Source organism: Aestuariivirga sp., from assembly GCF_047600585.1.
GTDB lineage: Bacteria > Pseudomonadota > Alphaproteobacteria > Rhizobiales > Aestuariivirgaceae > Aestuariivirga.
The window spans coordinates 422,747-449,213 of the sequence record NZ_JASGKP010000001.1 but is presented as its reverse complement, the minus strand read 5'-3'; the positions used below and the strand labels follow the sequence as shown (position 1 = coordinate 449,213).

The 26,467-nt window shown below is 63.8% G+C and carries 20 protein-coding genes, 1 tRNA gene and 1 pseudogene; 14 read left to right on the top strand and 8 right to left on the bottom strand.

Annotation, left to right across the window (positions count from 1 at the left end; translation table 11 throughout):
* Positions 1 to 190 precede the first annotated feature (190 nt).
* Together QM801_RS01970 and dgcA are read left to right on the top strand one after the other, a co-directional pair.
* Positions 191 to 4,870: a hypothetical protein gene (locus QM801_RS01970; RefSeq protein WP_415017532.1), complete on the top strand. Its 4,680-nt coding sequence runs from the start codon at positions 191 to 193 to the stop codon at positions 4,868 to 4,870.
* 19 nt (positions 4,871 to 4,889) lie between these two features.
* Positions 4,890 to 5,889, top strand: a pseudogene (dgcA, locus tag QM801_RS01965) (N-acetyl-D-Glu racemase DgcA).
* Here the strand turns inward: dgcA and QM801_RS01960 are convergent.
* Positions 5,841 to 7,001, bottom strand: coding sequence for an MFS transporter (locus QM801_RS01960; RefSeq protein WP_415017531.1), 1,161 nt, complete (start codon positions 6,999 to 7,001; stop codon positions 5,841 to 5,843). The pseudogene dgcA and the gene QM801_RS01960 overlap by 49 nt on opposite strands.
* A 135-nt stretch (positions 7,002 to 7,136) precedes the next feature.
* On the opposite strand from QM801_RS01960, the gene QM801_RS01955 reads away from it, so the two are divergent.
* From QM801_RS01955 to QM801_RS01930, 6 genes are all read left to right on the top strand, one after another.
* Entirely contained in the window at positions 7,137 to 7,949 is an 813-nt protein-coding gene (locus QM801_RS01955) for a hypothetical protein (RefSeq protein ID WP_415017530.1), read from the top strand.
* A gap of 85 nt (positions 7,950 to 8,034) precedes the next feature.
* Positions 8,035 to 9,306: a L,D-transpeptidase family protein gene (locus tag QM801_RS01950; RefSeq protein WP_415017529.1), complete on the top strand. Its 1,272-nt coding sequence runs from the start codon at positions 8,035 to 8,037 to the stop codon at positions 9,304 to 9,306.
* Between the two features lie 39 nt (positions 9,307 to 9,345).
* A complete protein-coding gene (locus QM801_RS01945) occupies positions 9,346 to 9,960 on the top strand; it encodes an alpha/beta hydrolase (protein ID WP_415017528.1) in 615 nt (204 codons plus the stop codon).
* Between the two features lie 5 nt (positions 9,961 to 9,965).
* Entirely contained in the window at positions 9,966 to 10,892 is a 927-nt protein-coding gene (locus QM801_RS01940) for a ring-cleaving dioxygenase (protein WP_415017527.1), read from the top strand.
* A gap of 57 nt (positions 10,893 to 10,949) precedes the next feature.
* Positions 10,950 to 12,008: a hypothetical protein gene (locus tag QM801_RS01935; protein WP_415017526.1), complete on the top strand. Its 1,059-nt coding sequence runs from the start codon at positions 10,950 to 10,952 to the stop codon at positions 12,006 to 12,008.
* A gap of 55 nt (positions 12,009 to 12,063) precedes the next feature.
* Positions 12,064 to 12,150: transfer RNA gene (locus tag QM801_RS01930), tRNA-Asn, on the top strand.
* Between the two features lie 430 nt (positions 12,151 to 12,580).
* Here the strand turns inward: QM801_RS01930 and QM801_RS01925 are convergent.
* The gene (locus QM801_RS01925) at positions 12,581 to 13,510 is read right to left on the bottom strand and encodes an IS1595 family transposase (protein ID WP_415017525.1); all 930 of its coding nucleotides are present in this window, start codon (positions 13,508 to 13,510) and stop codon (positions 12,581 to 12,583) included.
* Between the two features lie 101 nt (positions 13,511 to 13,611).
* On the bottom strand, positions 13,612 to 14,637 hold the full coding sequence (locus tag QM801_RS01920; protein ID WP_415017524.1) for a substrate-binding domain-containing protein: 1,026 nt from the start codon (positions 14,635 to 14,637) through the stop codon (positions 13,612 to 13,614).
* 81 nt (positions 14,638 to 14,718) lie between these two features.
* Between QM801_RS01920 and QM801_RS01915 the strand changes: the two genes are divergently transcribed.
* Both QM801_RS01915 and QM801_RS01910 read left to right on the top strand, forming a co-directional pair.
* Complete coding sequence (locus tag QM801_RS01915) at positions 14,719 to 16,797, top strand: hydantoinase/oxoprolinase family protein (RefSeq protein WP_415017523.1); 2,079 nt, start codon at positions 14,719 to 14,721, stop codon at positions 16,795 to 16,797.
* On the top strand, positions 16,794 to 18,425 hold the full coding sequence (locus tag QM801_RS01910; protein ID WP_415017522.1) for a hydantoinase B/oxoprolinase family protein: 1,632 nt from the start codon (positions 16,794 to 16,796) through the stop codon (positions 18,423 to 18,425). Before QM801_RS01915 ends, QM801_RS01910 begins: the two co-directional genes overlap by 4 nt.
* Position 18,426: 1 nt before the next feature.
* On the opposite strand, the gene QM801_RS01905 is transcribed toward QM801_RS01910, so the two are convergent.
* Entirely contained in the window at positions 18,427 to 18,675 is a 249-nt protein-coding gene (locus QM801_RS01905) for a DUF1127 domain-containing protein (protein WP_415017521.1), read from the bottom strand.
* A gap of 191 nt (positions 18,676 to 18,866) precedes the next feature.
* Between QM801_RS01905 and QM801_RS01900 the strand changes: the two genes are divergently transcribed.
* On the top strand, positions 18,867 to 19,196 hold the full coding sequence (locus tag QM801_RS01900) for a type II toxin-antitoxin system RelE/ParE family toxin (RefSeq protein ID WP_415017520.1): 330 nt from the start codon (positions 18,867 to 18,869) through the stop codon (positions 19,194 to 19,196).
* On the top strand, positions 19,193 to 19,477 hold the full coding sequence (locus QM801_RS01895) for a helix-turn-helix domain-containing protein (protein ID WP_415017519.1): 285 nt from the start codon (positions 19,193 to 19,195) through the stop codon (positions 19,475 to 19,477). The genes QM801_RS01900 and QM801_RS01895 overlap by 4 nt, the downstream gene beginning before the upstream one ends.
* 232 nt (positions 19,478 to 19,709) lie before the next feature.
* On the opposite strand, the gene folD is transcribed toward QM801_RS01895, so the two are convergent.
* Both folD and QM801_RS01885 read right to left on the bottom strand, forming a co-directional pair.
* Complete coding sequence (gene folD, locus QM801_RS01890; RefSeq protein WP_415017518.1) at positions 19,710 to 20,588, bottom strand: bifunctional methylenetetrahydrofolate dehydrogenase/methenyltetrahydrofolate cyclohydrolase FolD; 879 nt, start codon at positions 20,586 to 20,588, stop codon at positions 19,710 to 19,712.
* 127 nt (positions 20,589 to 20,715) lie between these two features.
* Positions 20,716 to 22,392 carry a formate--tetrahydrofolate ligase gene (locus tag QM801_RS01885; RefSeq protein ID WP_415017517.1) on the bottom strand — a complete coding sequence of 559 codons (1,677 nt, stop codon included), beginning with the start codon at positions 22,390 to 22,392 and terminating at the stop codon, positions 20,716 to 20,718.
* Between the two features lie 418 nt (positions 22,393 to 22,810).
* On the opposite strand from QM801_RS01885, the gene QM801_RS01880 reads away from it, so the two are divergent.
* Positions 22,811 to 24,097, top strand: coding sequence for an Hsp70 family protein (locus QM801_RS01880; protein WP_415017516.1), 1,287 nt, complete (start codon positions 22,811 to 22,813; stop codon positions 24,095 to 24,097).
* On the opposite strand, the gene QM801_RS01875 is transcribed toward QM801_RS01880, so the two are convergent.
* Complete coding sequence (locus QM801_RS01875; protein ID WP_415017515.1) at positions 24,081 to 24,878, bottom strand: hypothetical protein; 798 nt, start codon at positions 24,876 to 24,878, stop codon at positions 24,081 to 24,083. The two genes, QM801_RS01880 and QM801_RS01875, sit on opposite strands and share 17 nt — an antisense overlap.
* A 72-nt stretch (positions 24,879 to 24,950) precedes the next feature.
* On the opposite strand from QM801_RS01875, the gene QM801_RS01870 reads away from it, so the two are divergent.
* Positions 24,951 to 25,682 (top strand): hypothetical protein, encoded by a 732-nt coding sequence (locus QM801_RS01870; RefSeq protein WP_415017514.1) that lies wholly within the window; start codon positions 24,951 to 24,953, stop codon positions 25,680 to 25,682.
* 17 nt (positions 25,683 to 25,699) lie between these two features.
* Here the strand turns inward: QM801_RS01870 and pssA are convergent, their stop codons facing one another.
* On the bottom strand, positions 25,700 to 26,467 hold the full coding sequence (gene pssA / locus QM801_RS01865; RefSeq protein ID WP_415017513.1) for a CDP-diacylglycerol--serine O-phosphatidyltransferase: 768 nt from the start codon (positions 26,465 to 26,467) through the stop codon (positions 25,700 to 25,702).

Genomic DNA, 26,467 nt, shown 5'->3' with positions numbered 1-26,467 from the left:
AACCAAACTTTCATTTACCCCCAGCTCTTCGCCTTGAAAGGGTTCAAGGCACCGACTCGTTAGGTTAATGTAGTCCAAATGCCCGTCTCAGGCGGTGGGCTCCGCAGTGGTGTACTGCGGTCGCCTGATGTGCGGGGGGACAACGAGTCGCGGCCAGTCTGTGACGTTAATCGAGAGTGCGGGTGAGAGCATGGCGAAGAATTCTGAAAAGGGGCGCAGGGAACGTTTCGCGGCCCTTCAAGCGGCGGAATCAGAACGCCCTTCGACCGCCGAACCGCAGCTGCGCGGCCGCCCCGCCAACGAGAATGATCCTGCCACCGCCATGATGCTCGCCAGGCTCCGCCGCCCGCCGAGCTACAATGTCTATGTTCCCGCCCTCGTCATTTCCATCGTCTGGGGCTTCCTGTTCCTGTTTGCCAACAAGAACACCGTCGTTGAACTGATCAACGGCCGGGCTGCCGACACCAATGCGCTGGCCATGCTGCTGCTGCTCTTCGGCCCGATGGCCGTGGTGTTTACCCTTGCCTATTACCTGTGGCACGCCCAGCGCATGCGCCAGGTCTCGGAAATCCTGGTGCAGTCCTCGGTCCGCCTGCTGCGTCCGCAGGATGTCGCCGCCGAAGGCCTCACCTCCATCGCCCAGAACGTGCGCCATGAGGTCGACCTTCTGGTGGGCGGCGTGGAACACGCCTATCAGCGCGCCGCGGCGCTTGAAGAGATCGTCCACAAGGAAATCTCTGCCGTCGAACGCGCCTTCGGTGCCAACGAAGATCGTATCCGCAGCCTGGTGAGCGGGCTTGAAAGCCAGCGCGCCGCCCTGCAGCAGACCAGCCAGCTTGTGGGCGGCGAAGCAGCCCCCCTGCTCTCGCGCCTCGAAAGCAACACCAACAACCTGAGCCAGGTGATCAACGTTGCGCTCTCGACCTTCTCGCGCCTCGAGGACGGCCTGAAGGGCTCGACCGCCGAACTCGCCCGCACCATCGAAGACGTCTCCAACCGCGCCGCCATGGCCGGCCAGGAAATCGGCGGCCATTCCTCGCAGTTCGAGCGCATGTCCACCATGCTGCTGAACGACTTCCGCGGCTTCTCCACCCAGCTTCAGGACTACGTGCAGATCCTCAACACCGCCGCCAACACGCTCGGCAACGAGTCGCGCAAGTTCGGCGGCGAAGTGAAGGGCATGGAAGCCAACCTGATCCAGCTCATGCGCCAGAGCGCCGACCAGATCGCCATGGCGAACAACGAGGTGGGCTCCACCATCGAGCGCCTGAGCAACGCCTCCGCCTCGCAGATCAAGCAGGCCGCCGGCGAACTGCAGCAGACGGTGGGCAGCATCAGCGACAACATCGGCTACCACCTCAAGGCGACCACAAGCGAAATCGCCAGCCTCGTCGAGCGCGCCGGCATCGATACCTCGCAGAAGATCGAGGACAGCCGCGCCCTTGTCACCCAGGGCCTGCAGAACGTCGCCAGCGACTTCATCAACCGCGTGGCCCAGTCGCGCACCGACCTCACCTCCTATGTGGATCAGGCGGCAGCGCAGATCACCGGCAACTTCGACAATGCGACGAGCCGCCTTGCCGAACGCATCAACGTCGCGGGCACGCAGATCCTTGCGGGCCTCGACCAGTCCGGCAACCAGTTCCTCTCGCAGCTCGACAGCTCGGGTGCCAACTACGCCAGCCGCATCGAGCAGGCCTCGGCCAATCTCAGCTCGCATATCGCCGATCAGGCCAACGCCATCTCGGACACGATGCGGAACGCCACCGACTCGCTCACCACGACCTTCGATGCGACCTTCGGCAGCGCCATCTCCAAGTTCGATTCCTCGGCCCAGGTTCTGGGCAAGCGCATCGACGAACACGCGAACTCGTTCGTCATTGCGATGAACAACGCCTCCAACAATCTCACCGGCACCTTCGACTCGACCTATGGCGCCGCCATCGAACGCTTCGACAAGACCGTCTCGGCCCTCACCAACTCGGTCGACGACCATGCCGCAACCCTTTTGCAGGCCATGCGCGATGCAACCGGCGAACTGACCGGCGGCTTCACCACCAACTACGCCGAAGCCCTGAGCAAGCTCGACAACACCGTGTCGAACCTCACCAACACGGTCGACAGCCACACCAACACATTCGTGACCGCGCTGCGCGACTCGACCTCGGCAGTCACCGGCGCCTTCGAAACCACCTACAACGGCGCGGTGGACAGGCTTGACCGCACCGCCGAGACCTTCGGCCAGCAGGTGACCCAGTACTCGAACACGCTCATGGGCACGATGAAAGAGGCCAGCGAGCAGATCAACAACTCCATGGCGGGCTCGGTCGCAACCGCGCTCGACCGCATGGACAATCATGCCGCCGCCTTGGGCGAGCACATCGAGAAGCACGCCACCGCCATTTCCGGCACGCTCAAGACCACCACCGAGTCGGTCACCACCAGCTTCAATGGCGCCTTCAGCCAGGCCATGGGCACATTCGACACCGGTCTTTCGCTTGCCGTCAGCAAGCTGGAGAACACCTCGGGCGCCACCATGCAGAAGATCAACGAGGTCACCTCGGCGGTCTCCAGCCAACTCCAGTCCACCGGCGCCGGCGTCAACGACATCCTCGTCACGACGAGCGGCACCATCGCCGCCCACCTCAAGGAAACGGCCGAGATCGTTAGCCGCCAGATGCAGGATTCGGGCCTTGCCCTCTCCGCCTCGATCGAGACCTCCGGTGGCGCCGTCACCGACCGCCTCATCACCATGTCGGGCGAGTTCATGGACAAGCTGGGCAATGTCCGCGAGGGCATGATCCAGATCCTGGAAGACACGACGATCAACCTCTCCGACCGCCTCAAGGACACCTCGACGCAGCTTTACACGCGCCTCGAGCAGACCACTCTCCACATCAGCGACCAGCTCGAGTCGGTCACGCTCCGCGTCAACGAGAACATCGATGCGACCGCCGGCGTTGTCACCAGCCGTGTGGCGGACGTCACCCAGTCGCTCACCAGCAAGCTCGACGCCTCGTCCAGCCAGCTGGGCTCGCTGCTTGAAGCCACCGAGTCGCGTCTCGGCGGCCAGCTCGAACAGGCCACGACCGACCTCACCAACCTCTTCACCAGCAACACCAACCGCATGGCCGACAATCTCACCGAGACGGCCCGCGACCTCGGCGAGCGCTTCGACATTGCGTCCGGCCATCTCGAGCGCATCACCACCGACGTGGCCAACCGCCTCACCAGCAGTTCGGACCGCTTCGTCACCACCATCGACCAGGCCTCCAGCGAGATGGAGAACACCTTCGGCAAGGCGCAGAACGCTTTTGCGGAAGGCCTCGGCAACACCGCGATGGAGATCAAGGGCCGCTTCGAACAGGAAACCGGCCTCCTCAGCGACCGCATCGACCGCGCCGCCAGCGAGTTCACCTCGGCCGCCGACATGTCAAGCGGCAAGCTCGACGAAGCCCACCGCAAGTTCTCGCAGCACATCGAGACGGCAAACACCTATCTCGCCGACCAGCTCGCCTCCGCCGCCGGCGACATCGACCAGCGCCTCGAGAGCATTTCCATGCAGCTCACCGGCAAGCTGGAAGTGACCGGCACGCGTATCTCCGAACGCCTCGATGACGTCAGCTCGCTCGTCGACCGCTCGATCGACAAGTTCAACGCCGAGATGGAGCGCATGCTCTCCAACCGCCGCGAGGTTCTCGACAGCCTCATCGCGGAAACCTCGAAGCGTGCGGCGGAAGTCGATCACGTCATGTCCAGCTACATGAGCATGATCGAGGAATCCCTCAGCGCCGCCGAAACCCGGTCGCGCGACATCAGCCGTATCGTCGGCGAGCAGACCAACATTGCGATCTCGCGCCTCGAGGAAGAACTCAAGCGCCTCGAAGGCTCGTCCACCGGTCAGGTCAACCAGGCCGCCCGCCTGCTCCGCGAGCAGCACGAGCGCGCCCTCTCCAGCATGAACGAGATGCTCTCCTCCACCGCCAGCGACTTCCAGCAGACGGCCCAGGACATGCGCATCACCGCACAGCAGGTCGTGAAGGACATCGACGCGGCCCGCAGCGAACTGAAGCGCGCCGTCATCGACCTGCCGGAGGAAACCCGCAACAACGCCGACGCCATGCGCCGCGTGGTGGCCGACCAGATCGCTGCCCTGAATGCACTCTCCGACGTGGTGCGCCGCCAGAGCGGCACGCTCGACTTCTCCATGCCGTCTTCTTCATATCCGAGTTACGGAGGCGGCGGGCGAACCCCACCGGGATCACCCTCGGGAAAATCTGAGGGCGCCGCGTTCACCGCTCCCACTTCCGGAACGCTCGGCGCCCTGAAAAAAGAAACGGAGCGGTCGTCTGAACGCGCTGAACCGCGCAATCAGGACCTGCAAGGCACAATGGCCCAGATCGCCGCCAGCGTCGAAGCGCTCAGCGGTGCAGGGCAGCAGCGCACCCCGGCCCGCAGCCAGACCCCGGCCCAGCCGCCGGCCCGCGCCGAGACGGGTGTGATCGCCAAGGAAATCTCCACGGCGACGCAGAAGCTGCACGGTGCCTCCCGCGAGATCGTGGAAGCCGTCGACGGCGGCCTGCCGCGCGACCTCGAGAAGCGCTACAACGCCGGCGAGAAGGGCATCTACACCCAGCGCCTGCATGATGGCCGCAACAAGCGCACCATCAAGAACCTCGGCGCCCGCTATGCCGAGGAGCGCCTGCTGCGCAGCCGCATCAACGGCTACATCCGCCTCTTCGAGCGCCTGCTCGACACGCTGGCGGAACTGCCGGGCGGCAGCGCCACCATCGACGAGGTGCTGGGCTCGCAGAGCGGCGAGGTCTACCTGATGCTGGCGGAAATCTCCGGTCGGGTTCCCGGCCAGTGACCCGGCCAGTGATCCTCGGATGACGGGCCAACGGTTCACCACCTTTTCTCTCGCGGCCGCGCACGAGTCGTGGCCGCTGGAGAAGCCCTTCACCATCTCGCGCGGCACCAAGACCCACGCGGATGTCGTGGTGGTGAAGCTCGGCAAGGACGGCGTGACGGGACAGGGCGAATGCGTGCCCTACCCGCGCTACAATGAAACCGTGCCGCAGGTTCTGGAGGCGCTCACTGCCGCGCGGAACACGATCGAGGCAGGTCTCTCGCACGCGGAGATCGCCGCACTCGATCTGCCCCACGCCGCAAAGAATGCGCTCGATTGCGCCCTGTGGGATTGGCGCGCCAAGGCGGAAAGAAAGCCCGTCTGGTCTCTCGCCAGCTTTCCGGAGCCGAAGCCCCTCGTCACCGCCTTTACGATCAGCCTCGGCGAGCCTGCCGTCATGGCGAAGGACGCAGCAGAAGCCGCCCGGCCCCTTCTGAAGTTGAAGCTCGGCAAGCCCGGCGATGCCGAACGCCTGCATGCCATCCGCGCCGCCGTGCCGGACTCGCGCCTCATCGTCGATGCCAATGAAGGCTGGTCTGCCGATGAACTTCCCGCCCTGCTCCGCGCCTGCCGCGACACGGGCGTTGAACTTGTGGAGCAGCCATTGCCTGCGGGTGCTGACGATGCGCTGAAGCACGTCTCGCGCGATTGTCTGATCTGTGCCGATGAATCCGCCCATGGCCTCGAGTTCGCTTCCTGATCTTGCCGGCAAGTACGACGCCATCAACATCAAGCTGGACAAGACCGGCGGCCTCACGCCTGCCCTTGCGCTCGCACGCGCCGCGATGGACAAGGGTCTTGTCATCATGGTGGGCTGCATGGTGGGCACATCGCTTTCCATGGCGCCTGCATCGCTGGTGGCCCAGATGGCGAAGGTGGTCGATCTCGATGGCCCGCTGATCCTGCGGAAGGACCGCGAACCGGGCATCCGTTACGATGGCAGCCTCATGTATCCGCCGCCGCCCGCACTCTGGGGCTGACGCGCAGCAGCGGCACCGCAATCAGCAGCGCCACAAGCGAGAATCCCCATCATCGCCAGATAGGTCTTGGCGCCGAAGTGGTGATAGAGCGGACCGGAAGCCCAGATCGATGTCGACATCAGGATGCCGCCCGAGAGCGCAGCATGCAGGGCCTGCGCCCGGTTGCGAAGGCGCTCCGGCACCATCAGCCGGATCATGTGCATGGTGCCGAGATGTGTCATGGCGAAGGATGCGGCATGCAGCGTCTGCAGCACCAGCAGCACCGGCAGGGATTCCACAAAGGAAAGAAGCAGCCAGCGCACTGCACCGCCCGTGATGCCGGCGAGGAAGATCGTGCCCGGACCGAAGCGCTCGATCACGCGGTTGGAGAACGCAAGCAGCGACACCTCGGCCATGACGGCCACGGCCCACATCAGACCGATCACCAGCGAACTGAAGCCCAGGCTCTGCCAGTGCATCGAACTGAAGCTGTACATCATGCCGTGCGAGGCCTGCGCCAATCCGGCAGCAAGCAGGAAGAGCGGAAAGCTGGTGGCAAAGAGGAAGCGAGCTGCCCCCATGGAGGACGCGGCCTTGGGTTTTGGTCTCCCCAGCGCCTCCGGCTCGGCAGGAAGCAGGAAGGTGGAAAGCACCGAGAGCCCCATCGCTCCCGCCATCAGCCAGACGGTGTCGAGGGCATCGAGTTTGGTCAGCAAGGCGCCGGAGCCCAGGCTTCCGGTGAGGAAGCTGAGGGAGGCCCAGAGCCGCATCCGGCCATAGTCGAGGCCAAGTGCTGCGCTGGCATCGACGCTGTAGCTTTCCGACAGCGGAAAGACGGGTGCGAAGAAGAACGAGGCGGCGAGCGCCATGAGGGCAATGGGCCAGAAGCCCTCGACAAAGCCGAGGCCGCTGTAGGTCATGAAGGCCATGACGGCGCAGCCGATGATCACCTGCCGGCGCTTGTGGAAGTGGTCGGCCACCCAGCCGAAGAGCGGCGCCGAAACCATGCGGATCGCCATCATGCCGGCGACGATGAAGGCAATGCCCGGCGCATCGATGCCTTTCGCCGCAAGCCACAGCGGCAGGAACGGCAACTGCACGCCGCTCCCCAGCATCATGAGGGCGTAAGCCATTGAAAACCGGATGCTGAATCGCCGTGCAGTCATGTGAAGAGCGGGCTCTAAACCCATTATTCACCACTTTCCACGAATATCCCAGCATGTGAGCCTTGCAGCAATCTGTGGGGCAGTGTGTGTGGAGTTTGCGTCATGCCGGTCCAGGAACAGCCCCTGAACTTCGAGGATCTGTTGCATACCGTTCAGGAATCCGAGCGTGGCCGCTGGTTCCTGTCCGAGTTCGAGAACCGCATCCGCAAGGCCGAAACCTCCCACATCTTCGCAGCGATCCAGAAGCTCGAAGCCGTCATGGCCGAGCACGGCAAGTCCGGCGGCGACAGCCTTCTGGTTGCCAGAGCCCGAACCGCCATCGCTGCCGCCCGCCGCGAAATCGCTTCCATTGAGGGCGCCAAGATGTCGGACGAGGGCCGCCTCTTCGCCAAGCTTGCGGACATGGCCCGCACCGCCTTCACGGCCGACGGCACGCCTGCCCCGGTCAATGCCGGCATCACCCGGGCGCTCCGCCTCGTCGACCAGATCGAACAGGAGCTTTCGCCCCTGCCCCGCGCCGACGGCGGCAACGCCTACTTCAACGCCGACAGCAGCGTTTTCGAAACGCCCAAAATGCCTGTCATGAAGCCTGCGACGCCCGCCATTGCCGCGGTGAAGCCCGCCGCCCCCGAGGTGGAACGGGGAGCAAAACTGCTGATCCGCAAGTCGGGCGAAGTGGAAGCCTATGCCTCCGCGCCGCCCCAGCCCAAGGCCGAGCCTCAGCTCCAAACGTCGCCAGCACCTACTGCCGAAACACCGGCAGCGCCCGCGGCAACCGCCGAGCCTGCGACGGGGATCGCCTCCATCACACCGCCCGCCGCCAAGGCGCCGCGCGTCGTCATCATTCGCCGCAAGCCGGAAGACCTCCAGGATGTTCCGCTTGTGGATGAATCCGCATCCGTTACTGCCGCCTGATCTCCGCCACAGTTCAGGGGCATCCAAGACTTCATTCACCATCTCGCGCGACTGTGGCAGACAGCAGCAAGATTCGGGGACCATCGTGCAACTCTTCAACCTCACCCGCCGCTCACTTCTCGCAGGACTTGCCTCAAGCATCGCTGCGCCGGTGATGGCACGGGCCGAACAGACCGCTTCCCTTCCCGCGGGTGCCGCGAAGAATGCCACCCAGAACAAGCTCGCCACCCGCACCGGCGTGGTGGCGGACCGCAACGAATCCGCCATGGTCACGCAGGGCTCCGCCGAAGCGGTGCGTGGCGCCATTGCCATGTATGAAGAGATCGTGGCCCAGGGCGGCTGGACCAAGCTGCCCAACAGCAAGCTCGAGAAGGGCGTGAAGTCAAAGGCCGTCGTCAACCTGCGTGAGCGCCTTGTGCGCGAGGGCTATCTCGACCTTGAAAGCCTGGGCGGCGACTCGCCCTCGACCTTCGACGACGACGTGGCCCGCGCCCTCAAGTCGTTCCAGTACAATCACGGCATCTACACCTCGGGCCGCGTCGACAGCCGCACCTATGCCGCGCTCAACATTCCGGCGGAACAGCGCCTGTTCCAGCTCACCGAGAACCTGCCGCGCGTCACCGCCTATGCCGAGGGCCTCGGCGAGCGCAACATCCTCGTCAACATTCCGGCCCTGCAGCTTGAGACCGTCGAAGGCGGCATCGTCTATGCCCGCCACAACGTGGTCTGCGGCAAGCTTGAACGGCCGACGCCGACGCTGGCGAGCAAGGTGAGCGACGTCACCTTCAATCCCTACTGGAATGCGCCGGCCTCCATCGTGGCCCGCGACATTCTCCCGAAGTTCCTCGAAGATCCGGGTTACCTTGACCAGATGCGCATCCGCGTTTTCGACGGCGTGGGCGGACCCGAGATCGATCCGCGGACCGTCGACTGGTACTCCGTGCCGCCCGACCGCTATCACTTCCGCCAGGAACCCGGCGAGCAGAACTCGCTCGCCACCGTGAAGGTGAACTTCGCCAACAAGTTCATGGTCTACATGCACGATACCCCGCACCGGGAACTGTTCGCGCAGAACGCCCGCTTCGAGAGCTCGGGCTGCGTGCGCGTCGATCAGGTCCGCATGTTCATCGACTGGATCCTCGCCGGCCAGGACGGCTTCGACGAAGCCCAGTTCGAAATGATCACCGCCACCGCCGAGACCTACGTGATGCCGGTGAAGAGCAAGGTCGATGTCCGCTTCATGTACCTCACCGCCTGGGCGACCGAGGATGGCCGGGTGAACTTCCGTCCGGATGCCTACCGGCTCGACGGCACGGGCTTCATCTACGGACAGCCGGAACCTGTCGCCGAAATGTAATATCTTGAATTACCAATATCTGCCTCCTATGTGGGGGGCATGAGCTTCCAGACCGACTTTCATCACGTTTACCAACCCGGCGCCGCGACCGGACGCCCCCTGCTCCTGCTCCATGGCACGGGCGGCAACGAGCATGACCTGCTGGATCTTGCCCACACCGTGGCACCCGGGCGCACGGTGATCTCGCCCCGCGGCAAGGTGCTGGAACACGGCATGCCGCGCTTCTTCAAGCGGCTCGCGGAAGGCGTCTTCGACGAACCTGACCTGCGCGCCCGCACCGATGAACTGGCCGCCTTCGTCAAGGGCATCACCGCACACCACAAGCTGCCCGCTCCCATTGCGCTTGGCTTTTCCAACGGCGCCAACATCGCCGCGGCACTCCTCACCCTCCATCCGGAGGTCCTGGGCGGAGCCATCCTGTTGCGTGCCATGGCGCCGCTGAAGGACATGCCCGCCTTCAAACTGCCGCAGACGCCCGTCCTTCTCGTCTCCGGGAAGCAGGACATGATGATCCCGTTTGCGCAGGCCCAGCGCCTTGCCGCATCGCTCACGGCGGCAGGTGCCGCCCTCACCCACGAGACCTTGCCTGCCGGGCACGGCCTCACCCAGACAGATCTTGGCTTGATGAGCCGCTTCCTCGCGGCACAGGAGTAACGACCATGCAACTGAACGGCTTCCACCACCTCACCGCTGTCACCGCCGACGCGCCGAAGAACCACGCCTTCTACACCGACGTGCTGGGTCTTCGCCTTGTGAAGAAGTCGGTGAACCAGGACGACGTCAGCGCCTATCACCTGTTCTATGCCGACGGCAAAGGCTCGCCCGGCACCGACATCACCTTCTTCGATTGGCCCGCACCGCGCGAGCGCCGCGGCACTCATTCGATTGCCCGCACCGGTTTCCGCGTGCAGGGCGAGAAGGCCTTCAGCTACTGGACCGACCGCCTGAAGGCAAAAGGCCTGAAGGTGGGCGAGCCCACCGAGAAGTTCGGCCGCATCACGCTTGATTTCGAGGACTTCGAAGGCCAGCGCCTCAGCCTCGTGCAGGACGAGAGCGACACGCCCTACGCCATCTGGGACAAGAGCACGGTTCCCGCCGAGCACCAAATCCACGGGCTTGGACCGATCACGCTCAGCGTGCCCGACATTGCCCCGACCGAAATGGTGCTGACCAAGGTCATGGGCATGAGCAAGGCGGCCCAGCACGGCAACACCCATGTCTACTGGATGAAGGGCAAGGGCCCCGTGGCCGAACTGCATGTGATCGAGGAACCGGGTCTTGCGCCGGCGCAGCAGGGTGCGGGTGGCGTGCATCACGTCGCCTTCAACATCCCCATGGCCGACTACACCGCCTGGGCCGAGCGCCTGCGGGCGATGCGCGTGCCGAATTCGGGCCCGGTTGACCGCTACTGGTTCAAGAGCCTCTATTTCCGCGAGCCCAACGGCATTCTCTTCGAGATCGCCACCGACGGCCCGGGCTTCCACGCCGACGAGCCGATGGAAACGCTCGGCGAGACCCTGTCTCTGCCGCCCTTCCTCGAAGGCCGCCGCGCCCAGATCGAGGCGGGACTGAAGAAGCTGGGGTAAGGCTTTCCTCAGCTCCGCAACCACTGCCGTCATGCCCGCGCAGGCGGGGGTGACGGGATGGTGATTGTCGAGGGAATATGCGCCAGCCATGGCGCGGCATTTAATGGCGATATTATACTTGCCGTACCCAATTGTCGGGCGGGTCGCCATGGTGCTACCGTGAATAGCGCCTCTCGGTATTGGAAAACTAAGAGGCTTTGGAGTCTCTTGGAGATGATTAATTTTCAGGTAGGTGGACTTTACCACGCACTTCGTCAATTGGAGATCGAAGAGCGCGACATGACTAGTCGCATCAACATAGACAGTTTCATCCCTGCCCAGCCGCTTAATTCGTTATCCAAATTAGCGGGCGTGGCAGCACCACCTTCCCCGGCGTTTAAGCAGCCACTGAAGATCACAACCGAAGATATCAATCGGACAAAGCCATTTTTAAAATTTATTCGCGAGGCCGTTTGCAATGGTCTTGGATTGCCCGCGTCAAACCACCGAGTTCAGCTATTCGAAGGAAAACTGAAAGTTGGGATGACAGCGAATGATTTTGTTGCAGAAGCTCGGGCCTTGCGAGAGGCGATAGAGGGTGAAATTCAGAACGTGTATTTTTACCATTACGCAAGCGATGGAGCTGTTGCGCTTCTTTCATTTGACGATACTTGGGGAGATATCTGCAAGAAATTCCCGTCTGTTAAGAGCGAAGCTATTGCGGCGGTAGATTGTGCTGCATTAGGTCATGGAACAGCCAGTGTGTTCCATCTCATGAGAATTGCAGAATATGGGCTACGTTCTTTGGCCAGAGAACGTTCAGTTAAGTTGGCAAAAAATCGTCCTTTGGAATGGGCGGATTGGCATTCAATCATAGAGGCGATTGACAAGGACGTCACAAAGATAGCTAGCCGAAAACCGGGAAAGGCGAGAGAGGCGGCACTCGAATTTTATCGTGGTGTTTTGGGGGAATTTCAGGCTTTCAAGGATGTATATCGCAACAACGTCATGCATACGCGCAGAAGCTATACCCAGGTAGAGGCACAAGGAATCTTGCTGCGGGTTCGTGATTTCATGGGGCGTCTATCCAAGAAAATTGACGAAAACCCAAAGGCGATCCGGTGGGGCAAGTTCTAGCAAGTCGAGTAACCAGTTGACCCAAGTTGAATGAGCCTTTAGCTTTTCAACTGTTATGGGTGGGACTGGTTGGTAAAGGTGCTCGACTGTTAATCGAAGGCCCCCTCACAAGGAGCGGGTTCGATCCCCGTCACCCATGCCACACGACTCGTCGTAGCAAGGACGTAAGGGTGTGGGGCGGACAACCCTTGTGAGAGATTGGGTTGTCCGCCCATCTATTTCTGGAAAAACAAGCGGTTTTCCATTATATTCATTGAAGGCATGAATATGCGGGTGTGACTGGCCGGAAACGGCTTGCCGCGTGTTTAGGCCCAAAGGGAGAGTTTAACTCTTTCGTAACCACAGAGTTACGTGGCATGGGTTTCCACCCATACTAGGCCGTCCCTCAACGGGGCGGCCTTTTCGCTATTTGCTGTTCTTCTTCAAAACTATTTTTGAGAACGCCTCGTCAAACTTCTTCCCAGATTTACCGACGGCAAGCTTCCGAGCGGCTTCTCTGAACCGCTCGGATTGCTCGCTATCGTCTTCTTTTATGGACGTGTCTCGGGTCTTTGTTTTTGAGGGCATAGGGCTTAGGCCCCTTTGTTAGTCGTTTCATAGGTCAGGCGCTTTCCGACGATACCACGAACCATATGGTCAGTGCGGGCCTCGTCGTTGACGCCCAACGCAATCCGGTTGCTGTAGCGGAAATCAAATTCAGCGAGATAACGCTGCAAGTGCTTTTCCGAACAGTGTTGATAGATGCCCTTCATACCACGCTTGAAGATGGAGAAATAGCCTTCCACGGTGTTGGTGTGGACTTCGCCCCGGACGTATTCGCCAGCGGCGTGCTTCACGGATTCATGCGACTTAACGATGTGGGCGATATGGCTATACAGCTTGCTCTCGTCGGTGTTGAGGGCAGTACCGCGATGGAGATTCTTTTCCAGAACCTCGCGCACGGTCAGCTTGTCGATCTGAGGGGCATAGAAGGACCGGGCCTTGCCGTTCCGCTCCACAAGGGCAACCACAGCCCGCTTACCCTTAAGGCCGCTCTTGCCCTTCTTGGTGCGCTTGGTGACCAGTTCCTTATCGCCAAAGTAGGTTTCGTCAACTTCCACGGTCACGCCGTGGCCGCCCATGGGTTCCATGCCGACAACCTTCATGGCCTCGCGCAGACGGTGCGACATGAACCACGCGGTTTTCAGGGTCACGCCAAGGGTACGGTGAAGCTGGTTGCTGCTGATACCCTTCTTGCTGGACGCCATCAAGAACATGGCCTGAAGCCACAGGTGCAGCTTGACGTGGGAAGCCTCAAACACGGTGCCGATCTTCACGGTGAAAGGCTTGCGGCAGTCATAGCACTTATAGACGCCCACGCGGGTTGACTTGCCTTCCAGCTTGCCAATCCGGTCAATGCCGCCGCAATGGGCGCAAACCGGGCCGTTCGGCCACACGCGCTTTTCCACGAAGGCATAGGCTGCTTCTTCGTTGTGGAAATGGGGCTGGTTGAACACAGACATGGGGTAACTCCGTTTATGGAGCCTGTTTATTCCCATTCCGTGGGTACGTCAAGTATAATATCGCGCATTTAATCCTACTAGGATTAAAGTCAAGTCCAGCCTTACGGCAGGTTGTCGCGCATGAAGATGTCGATGCGGATGCGCTCCTGCGCTTCCACCAGCGGCGCATTGTCGGCCTTGGCGATCAGCACGCGCACGGCAGAGCGCACCTCGTGCCCGGCATCCTGGTTGATGATCGCATCGATCGTGCCGCGGATCAGCGCCTTGCGCGAGCCTTCCGTCACCTCGTGGGCGATGAACACCACGTCCCCCGCCCGGCCTGACGATTCCAGCCCGGCCACGATGCCCTTGGTGCCGCCACCCACGTTGTAGATGCCGATCACATCTGGATGTTCCTTGAGGAGCTGGGCCGTGAGTTCGGCGCTCCGCTCCACGTCGTCGCGGCTTTCCCGCACCGGCAGGATCTGGAGCTGCGGGAATTCATGCGCCATCACCTGCTCGAAACCGAACTGGCGCTCGATATGGTCGCGGAGCGACAGTGAGCCGGCGAACAGGCCGATCTTGCCGGTCTGGCCGCGCAGGAAACGGCCCATGAGTCCTGCCGCGGTACGCCCCGCCGAGGAGTTGTCGATCCCTGCAAAGTGGGTGCGCTTCGAGCCCGGCACGTCCGAGACCAGCGTCACCACCGTCTTGCCGCGGGCGACCAGCGCATTGATCGCCTCGCGCACTGCTGGATGGTCCAGCGCCACGACGGCGACACCATCCACGTCGTCGCCCATTTCATCCAGCACCTGGGCCAGCAGCGGCCCATCGAACACGTCCACCTTGCGAACCATGATGGTGACGCGCTCGGCCGCCATGCGGCGGGCGGCATCCTCGACTTCAGTGGCAATCGACTGCATGAACTCGCCCGCCGTGGTGGGCAGGATGAACCACAGGCGGTAATCCTTGCCGCGGGCCAGCCGCGCGGCAATGCGGTCCGGCTGGTAGTTCAGTTCCCGGATGGCGGTTTCGACCTTCTCCACCGTGAGCGCCTTCACCCCCGGCCTGCGGTTCAGCACCCGGTCGATGGTGGCAACGCTCACCCCTGCCCGCCGTGCCACATCCTGAATGGTGATCTTGCTCATGAAATTGCTCTCTTTGGCCTGTTCAAGCTGAGGTCGTGGTGCTTGTCAAACGTCAGCCGTTGCGGCAATGCCATCAGGATCATGGCTCATCCCCTCAAGCTGGCCGCCGACATCGGCGGCACCTTCACCGACATTGTCCTGGAACAGGGTCCCAAGCGCTGGAGCGGCAAGCTTCTGACCACCACCGCGGCCCCCGAAGTGGCGGTTCTGGAGGGCGCACTCGGCCTTCTCGCGGAGGCAGGTTTCGCGGCCAAGGACGTAGATGTGTTCATCCACGGCACCACGCTGGCCACCAATGCCCTGATCGAGCGCAAGGGCGCAGCCACCGCCTTCATCACCACCGAAGGCTTCCGCGACGTCATCGAACAGGGTTACGAGAAGCGCTTCGACCACTACGACCTGATGATCGACCGGGCGGAGCCGCTGGTGCCGCGCCACCTGCGCCTCACCGTGCGCGAGCGCCTTGCGGTGACGGGCGAGGAACTGATCCCGCTGGACGAGACTGCCGTGCAGGGCATCGCCGACACAATCCGTGCGGAAGGCGTGGGTGCCGTCGCCATCGGCTTCCTCCACGCCTATGCCCACCCGGCGCACGAGCAGCGCCTGCGCGATCTCCTTCGCCCGCTGCTGCCCAAGGACGTGACCATCTGCATCTCGAGCGAAGTGGCGCCCGAGATCCGCGAATACGAACGCTTCTCCACCACCGTGGCCAATGCCTATGTGCGGCCGCTGATGGCGGGCTATCTGCACCGCCTGCAGGACGGCCTCGCCAGGGCGGGGCTTTCGGCGCCGCTCTACCTGATGATGTCGGGCGGCGGACTCACCACGCTCGAGACCGCGGCGCGCTTCCCGATCCGCCTTGTGGAGTCGGGGCCTGCGGGTGGCGCCATTCTGGCAAGCCGCATCGCCCACCAGTGCAAGCTGCCGGAGGTCGTCTCCTTCGACATGGGCGGCACCACGGCGAAGATCTGCCTTCTCAGCAGCGGCGAACCCGAACGCGCCCACCGCTTCGAGATCGCCCGCGCCTATCGCGACATGAAGGGCTCCGGCATTCCCGTCCGCATTCCGGTGATCGAGATGGTGGAGATCGGTGCGGGCGGCGGCTCCATCGCCCGCGTCGACAAGCTGGGCCGCCTCACCGTGGGGCCGGACAGTGCGGGTTCGACGCCGGGCCCTGCCGCCTATGGCCGGGGCGGCACCAAGCCCACCGTGACCGATGCCAACATCGCACTCGGGAGGATCGATCCGCAGTTCTTTGCAGGCGGCAAGATCGCGCTCGATGAGAAGGCAAGTGCCGCTGCCCTTGCGAACGACATCGGCAAGCCGCTGTCGCTCGCCGACTACTGGCCCGCCGCCGGCGTGGCCGAGATCGTCGAGGAGAACATGGCGAACGCCGCCCGCGTGCACGCCATCGAACGCGGCAAGGACATTGCCTCTGCCACCATGATCGCCTTCGGTGGTGCGGCACCGCTGCACGCCTGCCGCCTTGCCGAGAAGGTGGGGATCAATCACATCATCGTGCCGATGGGTGCGGGCGTGGGATCCGCCATCGGCTTCCTGCAGGCGCCCATCGCCTATGAGATCACCCGCAGCGCCATCATCAGCCTCGATGCCTTCGATGCGAAGCGGGTGAACGCCCTTCTCAAGAGCATGATCGACGACGCCACCGCAGTGGTGAAGCCGGCAATCGGCGGGGCCAAGCCCACGGTGCGGATCGTCGCCGACGGCCGCTATGTGGGCCAGGGCCACGAAATCCAGATCAGCATCCCCGTGCGCACGCTGGCCGATGCCGACGGCACCAGGCTGAAGGCGGCGTTCGAGGCGGCCTACGGCACCGTCTATGGCCTCACCATTCCGGGCCAGCAGGCGGAGATCACCACCTGGTCGGTCACCGTCTCGTCCAGCGTGAAACCGCCTGCCCCTGCCCGCAAGGCACCGCGCAAGGCCGCGAGCAAGGCGAAGCACGTGCGCAAGGTCTTCGACTCGAAGGCGGGCAAGCTGCTGCCCACGCCCGTGTACTGGCGCTTCGATCTTGCTGCGGGTGCCACCCTCAAGGGCCCGGCGATCATCGCCGAGCATGAAACCTCAACGCTGGTGGCGAGCGGCTTCACCGCCCGCATCGACACCGCCGGATACATCCACCTGGAGCGCAACGCATGAGCAAGGCCGCCCTCGACGCCATCCGCACCCAGGTGATGTGGAACCGCCTCATCGCCGTGGTCGAAGAGCAGGCCCAGAGCCTTCTCCGCACCGCCTTCGGCACCATCACCCGCGAGGCGGGCGACCTCTCCGCCGGCGTCTATGACGTGGAAGGCCGGATGATCGCCCAAGCCATGACCGGCACGCCCGGTCACGTGAACACCATGGCGACGGCGGTGGCGCATTTCTTCGCCAAGTATCCGCCGAAGACGATGAAGCCCGGCGACGTCTACATCACCAATGATCCGTGGCTCGGCACCGGGCACCTGTTCGACTACGTGATGGTCACACCCGTCTTCCTCAAGGGCAAGCTTGTCGCCTTCTTCGCCTCCACCTGCCACGTGATCGACGTGGGCGGCGTGGGCATGACCGCCAACGGCAACTCCTCCTTCGAGGAGGGCACGCTGGTGCCGCACCTGCCGATCCGCAAGCAGGGCAGGATCAACGACGAACTGCTCGATGTGATCCTCGCCAATTCGCGGAGCCCCATCGAGGTAAAGGGCGACATCCTCTCGCTCATCTCGGCCAATGACACGGGTGCCCGCCGCCTCATCGGCATGATGGAGGAGTTCGGCCTCACCTCGCTCGACAAGCTGGCGAAGCACATTCTCACCCAGTCGGAGCGCGGGGCGCGCGAGGCGATCAAGGCGCTGCCCGAGGGCGAATGGCGCTACGAGATGCCGCTCGACGGCTATGAGCGTCCGCTGCTGCTCAAGTGCAAGCTGACGATCCGCGGCGGCAAGGTGGTGATCGACTTCACCGGCTCGTCGCCTGCCTCGCTGCACGGCATCAATTCCCCCCGCACCTATACGCTCGCCTATTCTGTGTTCGGGCTGAAGGCAGTGATTGCGCCGCACGTGCCCAACAACATCGGCTCGCTCTCGGTCTTCGACATGATCACCGAGCCCGGCACGGTGATCGATCCCATCCGCCCCTCGCCCGTCACCGCGCGGCACGTGGTGGGGCAGATGCTGGCCGACTGCGTGTTCGGCTGCCTGGCGCAGGCCCTGCCCGGCCGGGTGCAGGCGGAGAGCGCGGGGCCGATCTGGATCCTCTCGCTTTATTCCGCCCACGGACGGGTTTCTGTCGAGGAGACGCGGGATGCCACACCCTTCAGCGTGATCTCGATCGGGCTTGGCGGCATGGGCGCGCGCCCCGGCAAGGACGGGCTTTCGACCATGGCCTTCCCGTCTGGCGTGGGCGCCATTCCGGTGGAGATCACCGAGGGCCAGTGCCCGCTGTGGTTCCGCGAGAAGCAGTATCTGCCGGGCTCGGGCGGGGCTGGCGAATTCCGCGGCGGCCTTGGCCAACGCATCGTGATTGCCAATCGCGAAGCCGCACCCTTCACCATTTCCGCCGCAACCTTCGACCGCATCCACAATCCGGCGGCAGGCCGCGAGGGCGGCGAGCCCGGACGGCTGGGGGCCGCCCGCCTCGCCTCCGGCAAGGCGCTGCCCGACAAGGGCCTGCACATCGTGCCGAAGGGTGATGCGCTGGTGGTTGAACTGCCGGGCGGCGGCGGCTTCGGCGATCCCGCGCGGCGCGATGCCGCCCGCGTGGCGGACGACAAGCGCGCCGGACTGATCTGACTCACCGGCCCCGCAGATTGTGCAGGCGCAGGTCTTCGAGCGACGCTTCGGCATTCGCGCTGAGCGGCAGCCTGCGGGCCCAGCGCAGGTCATCGCGGGTGAGGCCCATGTCACGCAGCATGTGATCATCCATGCGTTCGAGCAGGCGGATGCCGCGGCGGGCGCGCCAGTTCCGCCACAGGCGCGGCAGCAGGGCGTGGGCGGGATGAAGGCCGGCCGAGATGGCCTGTGTTTCGATGTAGTTGCGCATGTCGGTGTCTCCGGTTCGCACTGAACCCCCTTTAGAGCCGCCCATATGGTGCGCCCACCCGAAAGCCGACAGTGCAGATTGTGGAGCGCGGCTGATACAGATTGTGGAGCTGCGGTGCCATCACACGCGCCCCCTGCTCGAGGAACAAGCTGCTTTGCAGATTATATCATTTCTGATATAACGTCCTCGGAATGAAACGTCTGGCATTCCTTGGGCGGTCGCATTCAGACCTGTCCAGTTTTCCTGAAAGCCCGCGCCGAAAGGCGGGGTACCAGCTCAGTCTGGTTCAGGCGGGACTGGAACCCGACGACTGGAAGCCGATGCCGAGTATCGGCCTGGGCGTCCGGGAAATCCGCATCAGGGACCAAGCCGGGGCATTCCGCGTTGTCTACGTTGCGACCTTTGAAGATGCGATCTACGTGCTGCATGCCTTTCATAAGAAGTCCCACCAGACAGCGGCGTTGCATATCGAATTAGCCAGAGTCCGTTACAGGCAACTGGCCGGGAGACCAGGAACATGAAGGTCAGCTACTTCGACACCGTCTGGGATGCGATTGAGCCGTCCAAGAGCGATGCCGCGAACATGCGGGCGCGGGCCGACCTGATGATTGCCATTCACAAGACCGTGCTGCGCTGGAACACAACGCAGGCGACTGCGGCGCGACGCCTTGGCCTCACGCAGCCGCGGCTGAATGATCTGCTGAAGGGCCGCATCGGCAAATTCAGTCTGGATGCATTGGTGAACCATGCCACCCGCGCCGGGCTTGAGGTGAAGGTGCGGGTGGGCAAGAAGGCGGCTTGAGGGATTGATAACACCCTCACCCGGCGCATGCGCGCCACCCTCTCCCGCAAGCGGGCGAGGGCCAATGTTCTCTCGCCTTCTCCCGCTGGCGGGAGAAGGTGCCCGAAGGGCGGATGAGGGTGGTACCAAAGCTGGGTGCCCGCCTGCGCGGGCATGACGGGTGTGGGGTGTGTGTCACTCCCGCATGCTTCGAGGCTTTGCTGCGCAAAGCACCTCAGCATGAGGAGTGAACTCACATCTCCGGCGTTTTGACGCCCTTGATCGCGCACGCCGCGCGCACCGTGTTGTAGAGCAGGCAGGCGATGGTCATGGGGCCCACGCCGCCGGGCACCGGGGTGATGGAGCCCGCCACCTTTTCGCAGCTCGCAAAGTCGCAATCGCCCACCAGCTTGCCCTTGCCGTCGCGCTCGATGCGGTTGATGCCGACGTCGATCACGCAGGCGCCGGGCTTGATCCAGTCGCCCTTCACCATCTCGGGCCGGCCCACGGCGGCGATGACGAGATCGGCCTGGCGGACGATGCCCGGCAGGTCCCTCGACTTCGAATGCGCCACCGTAACGGTGCAGTTCTCGGCCAGCAGCAGCTGCGCCACCGGCTTGCCCACAATGTTGGAGCGGCCGATCACCACCGCGTTCAGCCCGTCGAGCTTGCCCAATGCATGCTTCGCCAGCATCACGCAGCCCGTGGGCGTGCAGGCCACCAGCGCATCCTGCCCGGTCGAAAGGCGGCCCACGTTCACCACGTGGAAGCCGTCCACGTCCTTCTCGGGCGCGATGGCATTCAGCACCTTGGCGCTGTCGATGTGCTTGGGCACCGGCATCTGCACGAGAATGCCGTGCACGGCGGGATCCTTGTTCAGCTTCTCCACCAGCGCGAGGAGATGAGCCTCGGAGGTTTCGGCAGGGAGCTTGTGCTCCCACGAGTTCATGCCGACCTCGACCGTCTGCTTCGCCTTGTTGGCGACGTAGACCTTGGAGGCCGGGTCCTCACCCACCAGGACGACCGCAAGGCCGGGGGTGAGGCCGTGATCCGTCTTCAGGGAGGCGACCGCCGCCGCGATCCGGGCGCGCAGGCCCTCGGCATAGGCTTTTCCATCGATGAGTTTGGCCATGGTCGGACTCGCTGGTTGCGCATGCTTCGAGGCATTGCTGCGCAATGCACCTCAGCATGAGGAGAAACAAAAATGTCCCTCACCCTGAGGCGCTGCGCAGCAGCCTCGAAGGGCGAGGGACACCCGATCAGAACAGGCCTTCAATCTGGCCCTTGGCATCGAGGCCGATCACTTCCGCCGACGGCACCTTGGGCAGGCCCGGCATGGTCATGATCTCACCGCAGATGACGACGATGAATTCCGCACCCGCCGAGAGGCGCACCTCGCGGATGGGCACCACGTGGTTGATGGGCGCGCCCTTGAGGTTGGGATCGGTGGTGAAGGAATACTGCGTCTTGGCCATGCAGATGGGGAACTTGCCGTAGCCCTGCGCTTCCCAGCCCTTGAGCTGGTCGCGGATCGCCTTGTCGGCGACGATGTCGTCGGCGCGGTAGATCTCGCGGGCGATGGTTTTGACCTTGTCCCACAGCGTGAGGCTGTCGTCGTAGATCGGCTTGAACTGCGCCACACCCTTTTCGGCGAGTGCGGCCACGTGGGTGGCGAGTTCCTTCGTGCCCTTCGAGCCTTCGGCCCAGTGGGTGCACTTGAAGGCTTCCACGCCGTGGGTCTTGCAGAAGTCCTTGATCACCTGCACCTCGGCATCGGTGTCGGTGATGAAGTGGTTGACGGCCACCGCAATCGGCACGCCGAACTTCTTCACGTTCTCGATGTGGCGGCCGAGGTTGGCGCAGCCCTTCTTGAGGGCCTCGACGTTTTCCTTCTTGAGGTCTTCCTTGGCCACGCCACCATGCATCTTGAGGGCGCGGATCGTGGCCACGATCACCGTGGCGGAAGGCACGAGGCCGGCCTTGCGGCACTTGATGTCGAAGAACTTCTCGGCGCCGAGGTCAGCGCCGAAGCCCGCTTCCGTCACCACGAAGTCGGCGAGCTTGAGCGCGGCCTTGGTGGCCATCACCGAGTTGCAGCCGTGGGCGATGTTGGCGAAGGGGCCGCCGTGCACGAAGGCGGGGTTGTTCTCCAGCGTCTGCACCAGGTTGGGCTGAAGGGCATCCTTGAGCAGCACCACCATGGCGCCGGCGGCCTTCAGGTCGCGGGCATAGACGGGGCTCTTGTCCTTCTTGTAGGCGACAACGATCTGGCCGATGCGGCGCTCGAGGTCGGCAATCGAGGTGGAGAGGCAGAGGATGGCCATGATCTCGGAGGCGACGGTGATGTCGAAGCCGGCCTCGCGGGGATAGCCGTTGGCGACGCCACCCAGCGAGCAGACCACTTCGCGGAGCGCGCGGTCGTTCATGTCCATGACCCGGCGCCAGGCGACGCGGCGGGTGTCGATGCCGAGTTCGTTGCCCCAGTAGATGTGGTTGTCGATCATCGCCGAGAGCAGGTTGTGGGCAGACGTGATGGCGTGGAAGTCACCGGTGAAGTGGAGGTTGATGTCCTCCATCGGCACGATCTGGGCATAGCCGCCGCCCGCAGCACCACCCTTCATGCCGAAGCACGGGCCAAGCGAGGGTTCGCGCAGCGCCACCATGGCCTTCTTGCCGATGGCGTTGAGGCCGTCACCCAGGCCCACCGTGGTGGTGGTCTTGCCTTCGCCCGCGGGGGTGGGGTTGATGGCGGTGACGAGGATGAGCTTGCCGTCCTTCTTGGAGGTCAGGCTGTCGATGTAGGAGAGCGCCACCTTGGCCTTGGTGTGGCCGTAGGGCACGAGGTCCTGGTGCGGGATGCCGAGCTTCTGGCCAATCTCCATGATGGGTTTCATCTTGGCGTCGCGGGCGATTTCGATATCGGAACGAACGGTCATCCTGGGCTTTCCTCTGGGTTAATTTAGTTTCTTCATAAGAAAATACACAATCCAGCCCCGGGGGTCCAGTGCGGGATCGAAAATTCCGCAGTCTTGTTAGACGAGCCCGCCCCTTAGCGCAGATGCGTTTTCGCCTCAGCACAAATCGGGAGCGACATGAGGTCAAAAAGCGACTTCCTCTCAAATCCGCGCATGAAGGGCGTGTGTGCGAATGATGACGCCATGATCATTTCCCTCCCCCTTGCGGGGAGGGATCAAGGGTGGGGGTTGCGCTGACGGTTGTCATGATGACGTGCAATGCGGGTGAGATCATCCGACCCCCACCCCGGCCCTCCCCGCAAGGGGGAGGGTGAAGGAGAGAACGGGCGATGAAGGATCATTGCGGCGCGGCGCGCAATCGCCTAACTCCGCACGCCTCATGACGGCCTCCCCCTCCACCATCGGCATCGACTTCGGCACCACCAACACCGTGCTCGCCGTGGCACACGACAGGATGACAGCAGGCGTGCTGCCCTTCCGCTTCGACAACAGCGCGCGCGACATGGTGCGGACGGCACTGGCCTTCCGCCGCTCCGGCCGCCACGACCCGGTGAGCGAGGCGGGCCCCTGGGCCATCGACATGTTCCTCGAAGCGCCGGAGGACACCCGCTTCCTCCAGTCGTTCAAGTCCTTCGCGGCAAGCCATGCCTTCACCGACACGGCCGTCTTCGCGCGCCGCTTCAACTTCGCGCAGTTGCTGGAGGTGTTCCTGAAGCGGCTGGGCGAGCATGCGGGCGTCACCTATCCGAAGCGGCTGGTGATCGGCCGTCCCGTGACTTTTGCCGGCGCCGTGCCCGACGAGGCGCTGGCGCATGCGCGCTATCAGGCGGCCTTTGCGGCCCTCGGCTTCGAGGAGGTGCATTTCGTGCTTGAACCCGTGGCGGCGGCCTTCTTCTTTGCGCAGCGGCTTTCCGCACCCGCCACCGTGCTCGTCGGCGATTTCGGCGGCGGGACCTCCGACTTCTCGATCATGCGCTTCGTGCCGGGCGAGACGGCGGAGGCGCTGGCCCATGCAGGTGTTGGCCTTGCGGGCGACAGCTTCGATTACCGCATCATCGACAACGTGGTCTCGCCTGCGCTGGGCAAGAACGCCACCTACGAAAGCTGGGGCAAGGAGCTGCCGATCCCGCTCCACTACTTCACCAGCTTCTCGCGCTGGAACGAACTCTCGATGATGAACCGCCCGCCCGTCATCAAGGCGCTGCGGGAGTTCGCCGACGCGAGCAAGGATCACAAGAAGCTGGAGGCCTTCATCGCCCTCATTGAAAGCGGCGCGGTGTACGGACTCTATCAGGCGATTGCAGGGGCCAAGGCGGCCCTCTCGACGGCGGAGAAAGCCTCGTTCTCCTTCGCGGTCGAGGGTGTCTCGATCGCGCGGACGATCACGCGCACGGATTTCGAGAGCTGGATTGCGGAAGACCTGGCGCGGCTCGACGAGGCGATCGGCACGGTGCTGGCGCGGGCCAATCTTGCGGCTGACGGCATCGACCGGGTGTTCCTCACGGGCGGCACATCGCATGTGCCGGCGGTGCGCGCGCTGTTCGAGCGGCGCTTCGGGGCACAGCGGGCGGAGACGGGCGAAGAACTGATCTCGATTGCCAAGGGTCTCGCGCTGATCGGGGCGCGTGATGATGCGCGCCGCTGGGCCGTCACAGCGGCGACGTGAGCCACTTGAGCTTGTCGGTGGTCTCCGGTCGGAAATAGGCGATCATCCGGCCCTGCCCTGAGGCGTGCGCGCCCTCGCCCCACGGTGCCACGCCATGGAGCGCGAAGCGATGCACGAGCGTGGCTTCTCCCGGTGCGGCCGGAAGCACGATCCGCTCGCAAGTGTCGAACACTTGTTTCCGCGTCTGCTGATAGAGATCGGTGAAATCGATCTCACCCCAGCGCTCCGGTGCGAGCGATTGCAGCGCCGCGGTGAAGACCGTCTGCATGATCACGTGCGAGCCCTTCCAAACCACCAGCGGTGCGGCACCGGCGCTCGCCTCGGTGAGCGGCAGACCGAGGATGAAGTCGTGGTACTCGCGGAGATAACGCCGCCGCTCCGGCCCTTCGCCGTGGAGGCCGTCCACATGGGCCGCATCGCGCTGGCGGCGGAAGCGGTGCTGCGCCTCGCTCTCGCTCTCATCCCGCTGCGGGTAGCCGGGGAAACACGCGGACACCTGCGCCTGATGCCACGGCCCGCGAAAGCCCAAGGCATCGCGCAAGAAATCGATCGCTTCGCCTGCGAGCGGCGGACCGCCGGGTACAGCGCCATCGGGCAGATTGGGTAATGCATCGACACCGACGAACCATGTCCGCCCGTGCCGCCACCAGTGGGCATGGCGGGGATCCTCCATCGCCGCAGCACCCGCCACCGCCGCCGCTTCCGCCCAGCGCTTCAGCGCGGACGAAAACGGAAAGCGCAGGAAGCCATCCCGCTCGAAGCGGGTTGCCCGGCTGCTCATGTCTGCCGCGCTTATTTGCAAGTGAATGCTCCAAACGAGAGACTCACGGAATCACTCCATGCCGGGGGCAACATGAGCCATGTGATCCGCGTCGTTGCGTACGGTGTCCTCATCTGGATGTTGAATTTCAGCGCGTCCATGATCTTTGCCGGCAGTGACGGGTTCGTGCACGGGGACTATACACAGTTCCGTGCCGTGATGTTCATGACCAATACGCTCTCGGCCGCTTGTCTCCTCGCGCTGCATTTCCGCCACGTCAAGCGCAGCTTTCTGCGCGAGGGCATCCTGGTGGGTACGGTCTGGCTGGAGATCAACCTCTCCCTCGACTTCCTTGTGGTGGTGCCGCGCTCCGGACTCGGCATCATCGATTACCTGCCACAGATCGGCATCGACTACATCGGCATTCCCGTGCTTGCGATCCTGGTGGGCTTCGTGATGACCAGCCGCAACCCCAGCAGGAACCAAAGTTCGGCGAAGCGAAGCCGCACCACGCCGGGTCGCCTTGCGCAAGTGAAGCGGGCACTTCGCCGCCTGACTGTGTCGCGCAAGAGCGGCAAGCGCAAGGCACCTTCGCCACAACCCTTTGAGCAGCGCGAGAGCGCGTCGAATGTGGTGCCGTTCCCGCTACCGGGCTGGCGGACGGTACAGCCCGCGAATCAACAACGCACGGAACCACCCCAGCCGGTACCGTCATCTGTTTGGCGGGAGATTGAAAGGCCGGCACCTACGGCCCGTCACGTGCCGCCTCCGCCCGAGCTCGCCTTCGAGCCCCTGCTCCGCCAGCCGTACCGCTCCCTCCGCTGAAGCGCTCTTGGCGGCGCTCAGACGGCGCGGCGGCGGCGGCGATAGCTGATGATGCTGAGCGGCAGGGTGAGGATGTAGAGCCCCGACATCAGAGAGAGCGTGATCCACGGCCAGCCGAAGACACCAAAGGAGAAGAGCGCGGCGAGGAGAATGGTGGGCAGGAAGAAGACGTGGAGCGCCTTGCGGCTCACCGACTTGGCCGAGAAGGTGGGCACGTTCGAGACCATGAGCAGCGCCACAGCCGGGACGATCACCGCTGCGAGCGTCACGGCGCTCTCCGTGGTCACCAGTTCCGAATAACCGAGGAAGATCGGCGAGAGCGACAGGCAGGCACCCGCCGGGGTGGGCACGCCGGTGAAATAGTTGGCGTGCCAGCTCGGCCGGTCCGGATCGGTGGAGGCGACGTTGAAGCGCGCAAGGCGAAGCGCACTGGCGCTGAGGAAGCAAAGGCAGGCGAACCAGCCGACGACCGGCACATCGCCCAGGCCCCACGTGTAGAGCAGGAAGGCGGGCGCGGCACCGAAGCTCACCACGTCAGCGAGCGAATCGAGTTCCGACCCGAAGGCGGAGGCCGAATTGGTGGCGCGCGCCACGCGGCCGTCGCAGCCGTCGAGGAGGGCCGCAATCAGGATGCAGGCCACGGCGGCGACGAAGCGGTCGGCCGCGGCATAGGTGATGGAGGTGAGGCCAAAGCACAGCGCCATGACGGTGATGCCGTTGGGCAGCACGTGGCGGTAGGGCGAGGCGGAAACGCGGGCGGCGGTTTTCTGGGCACGGCTGGGCAT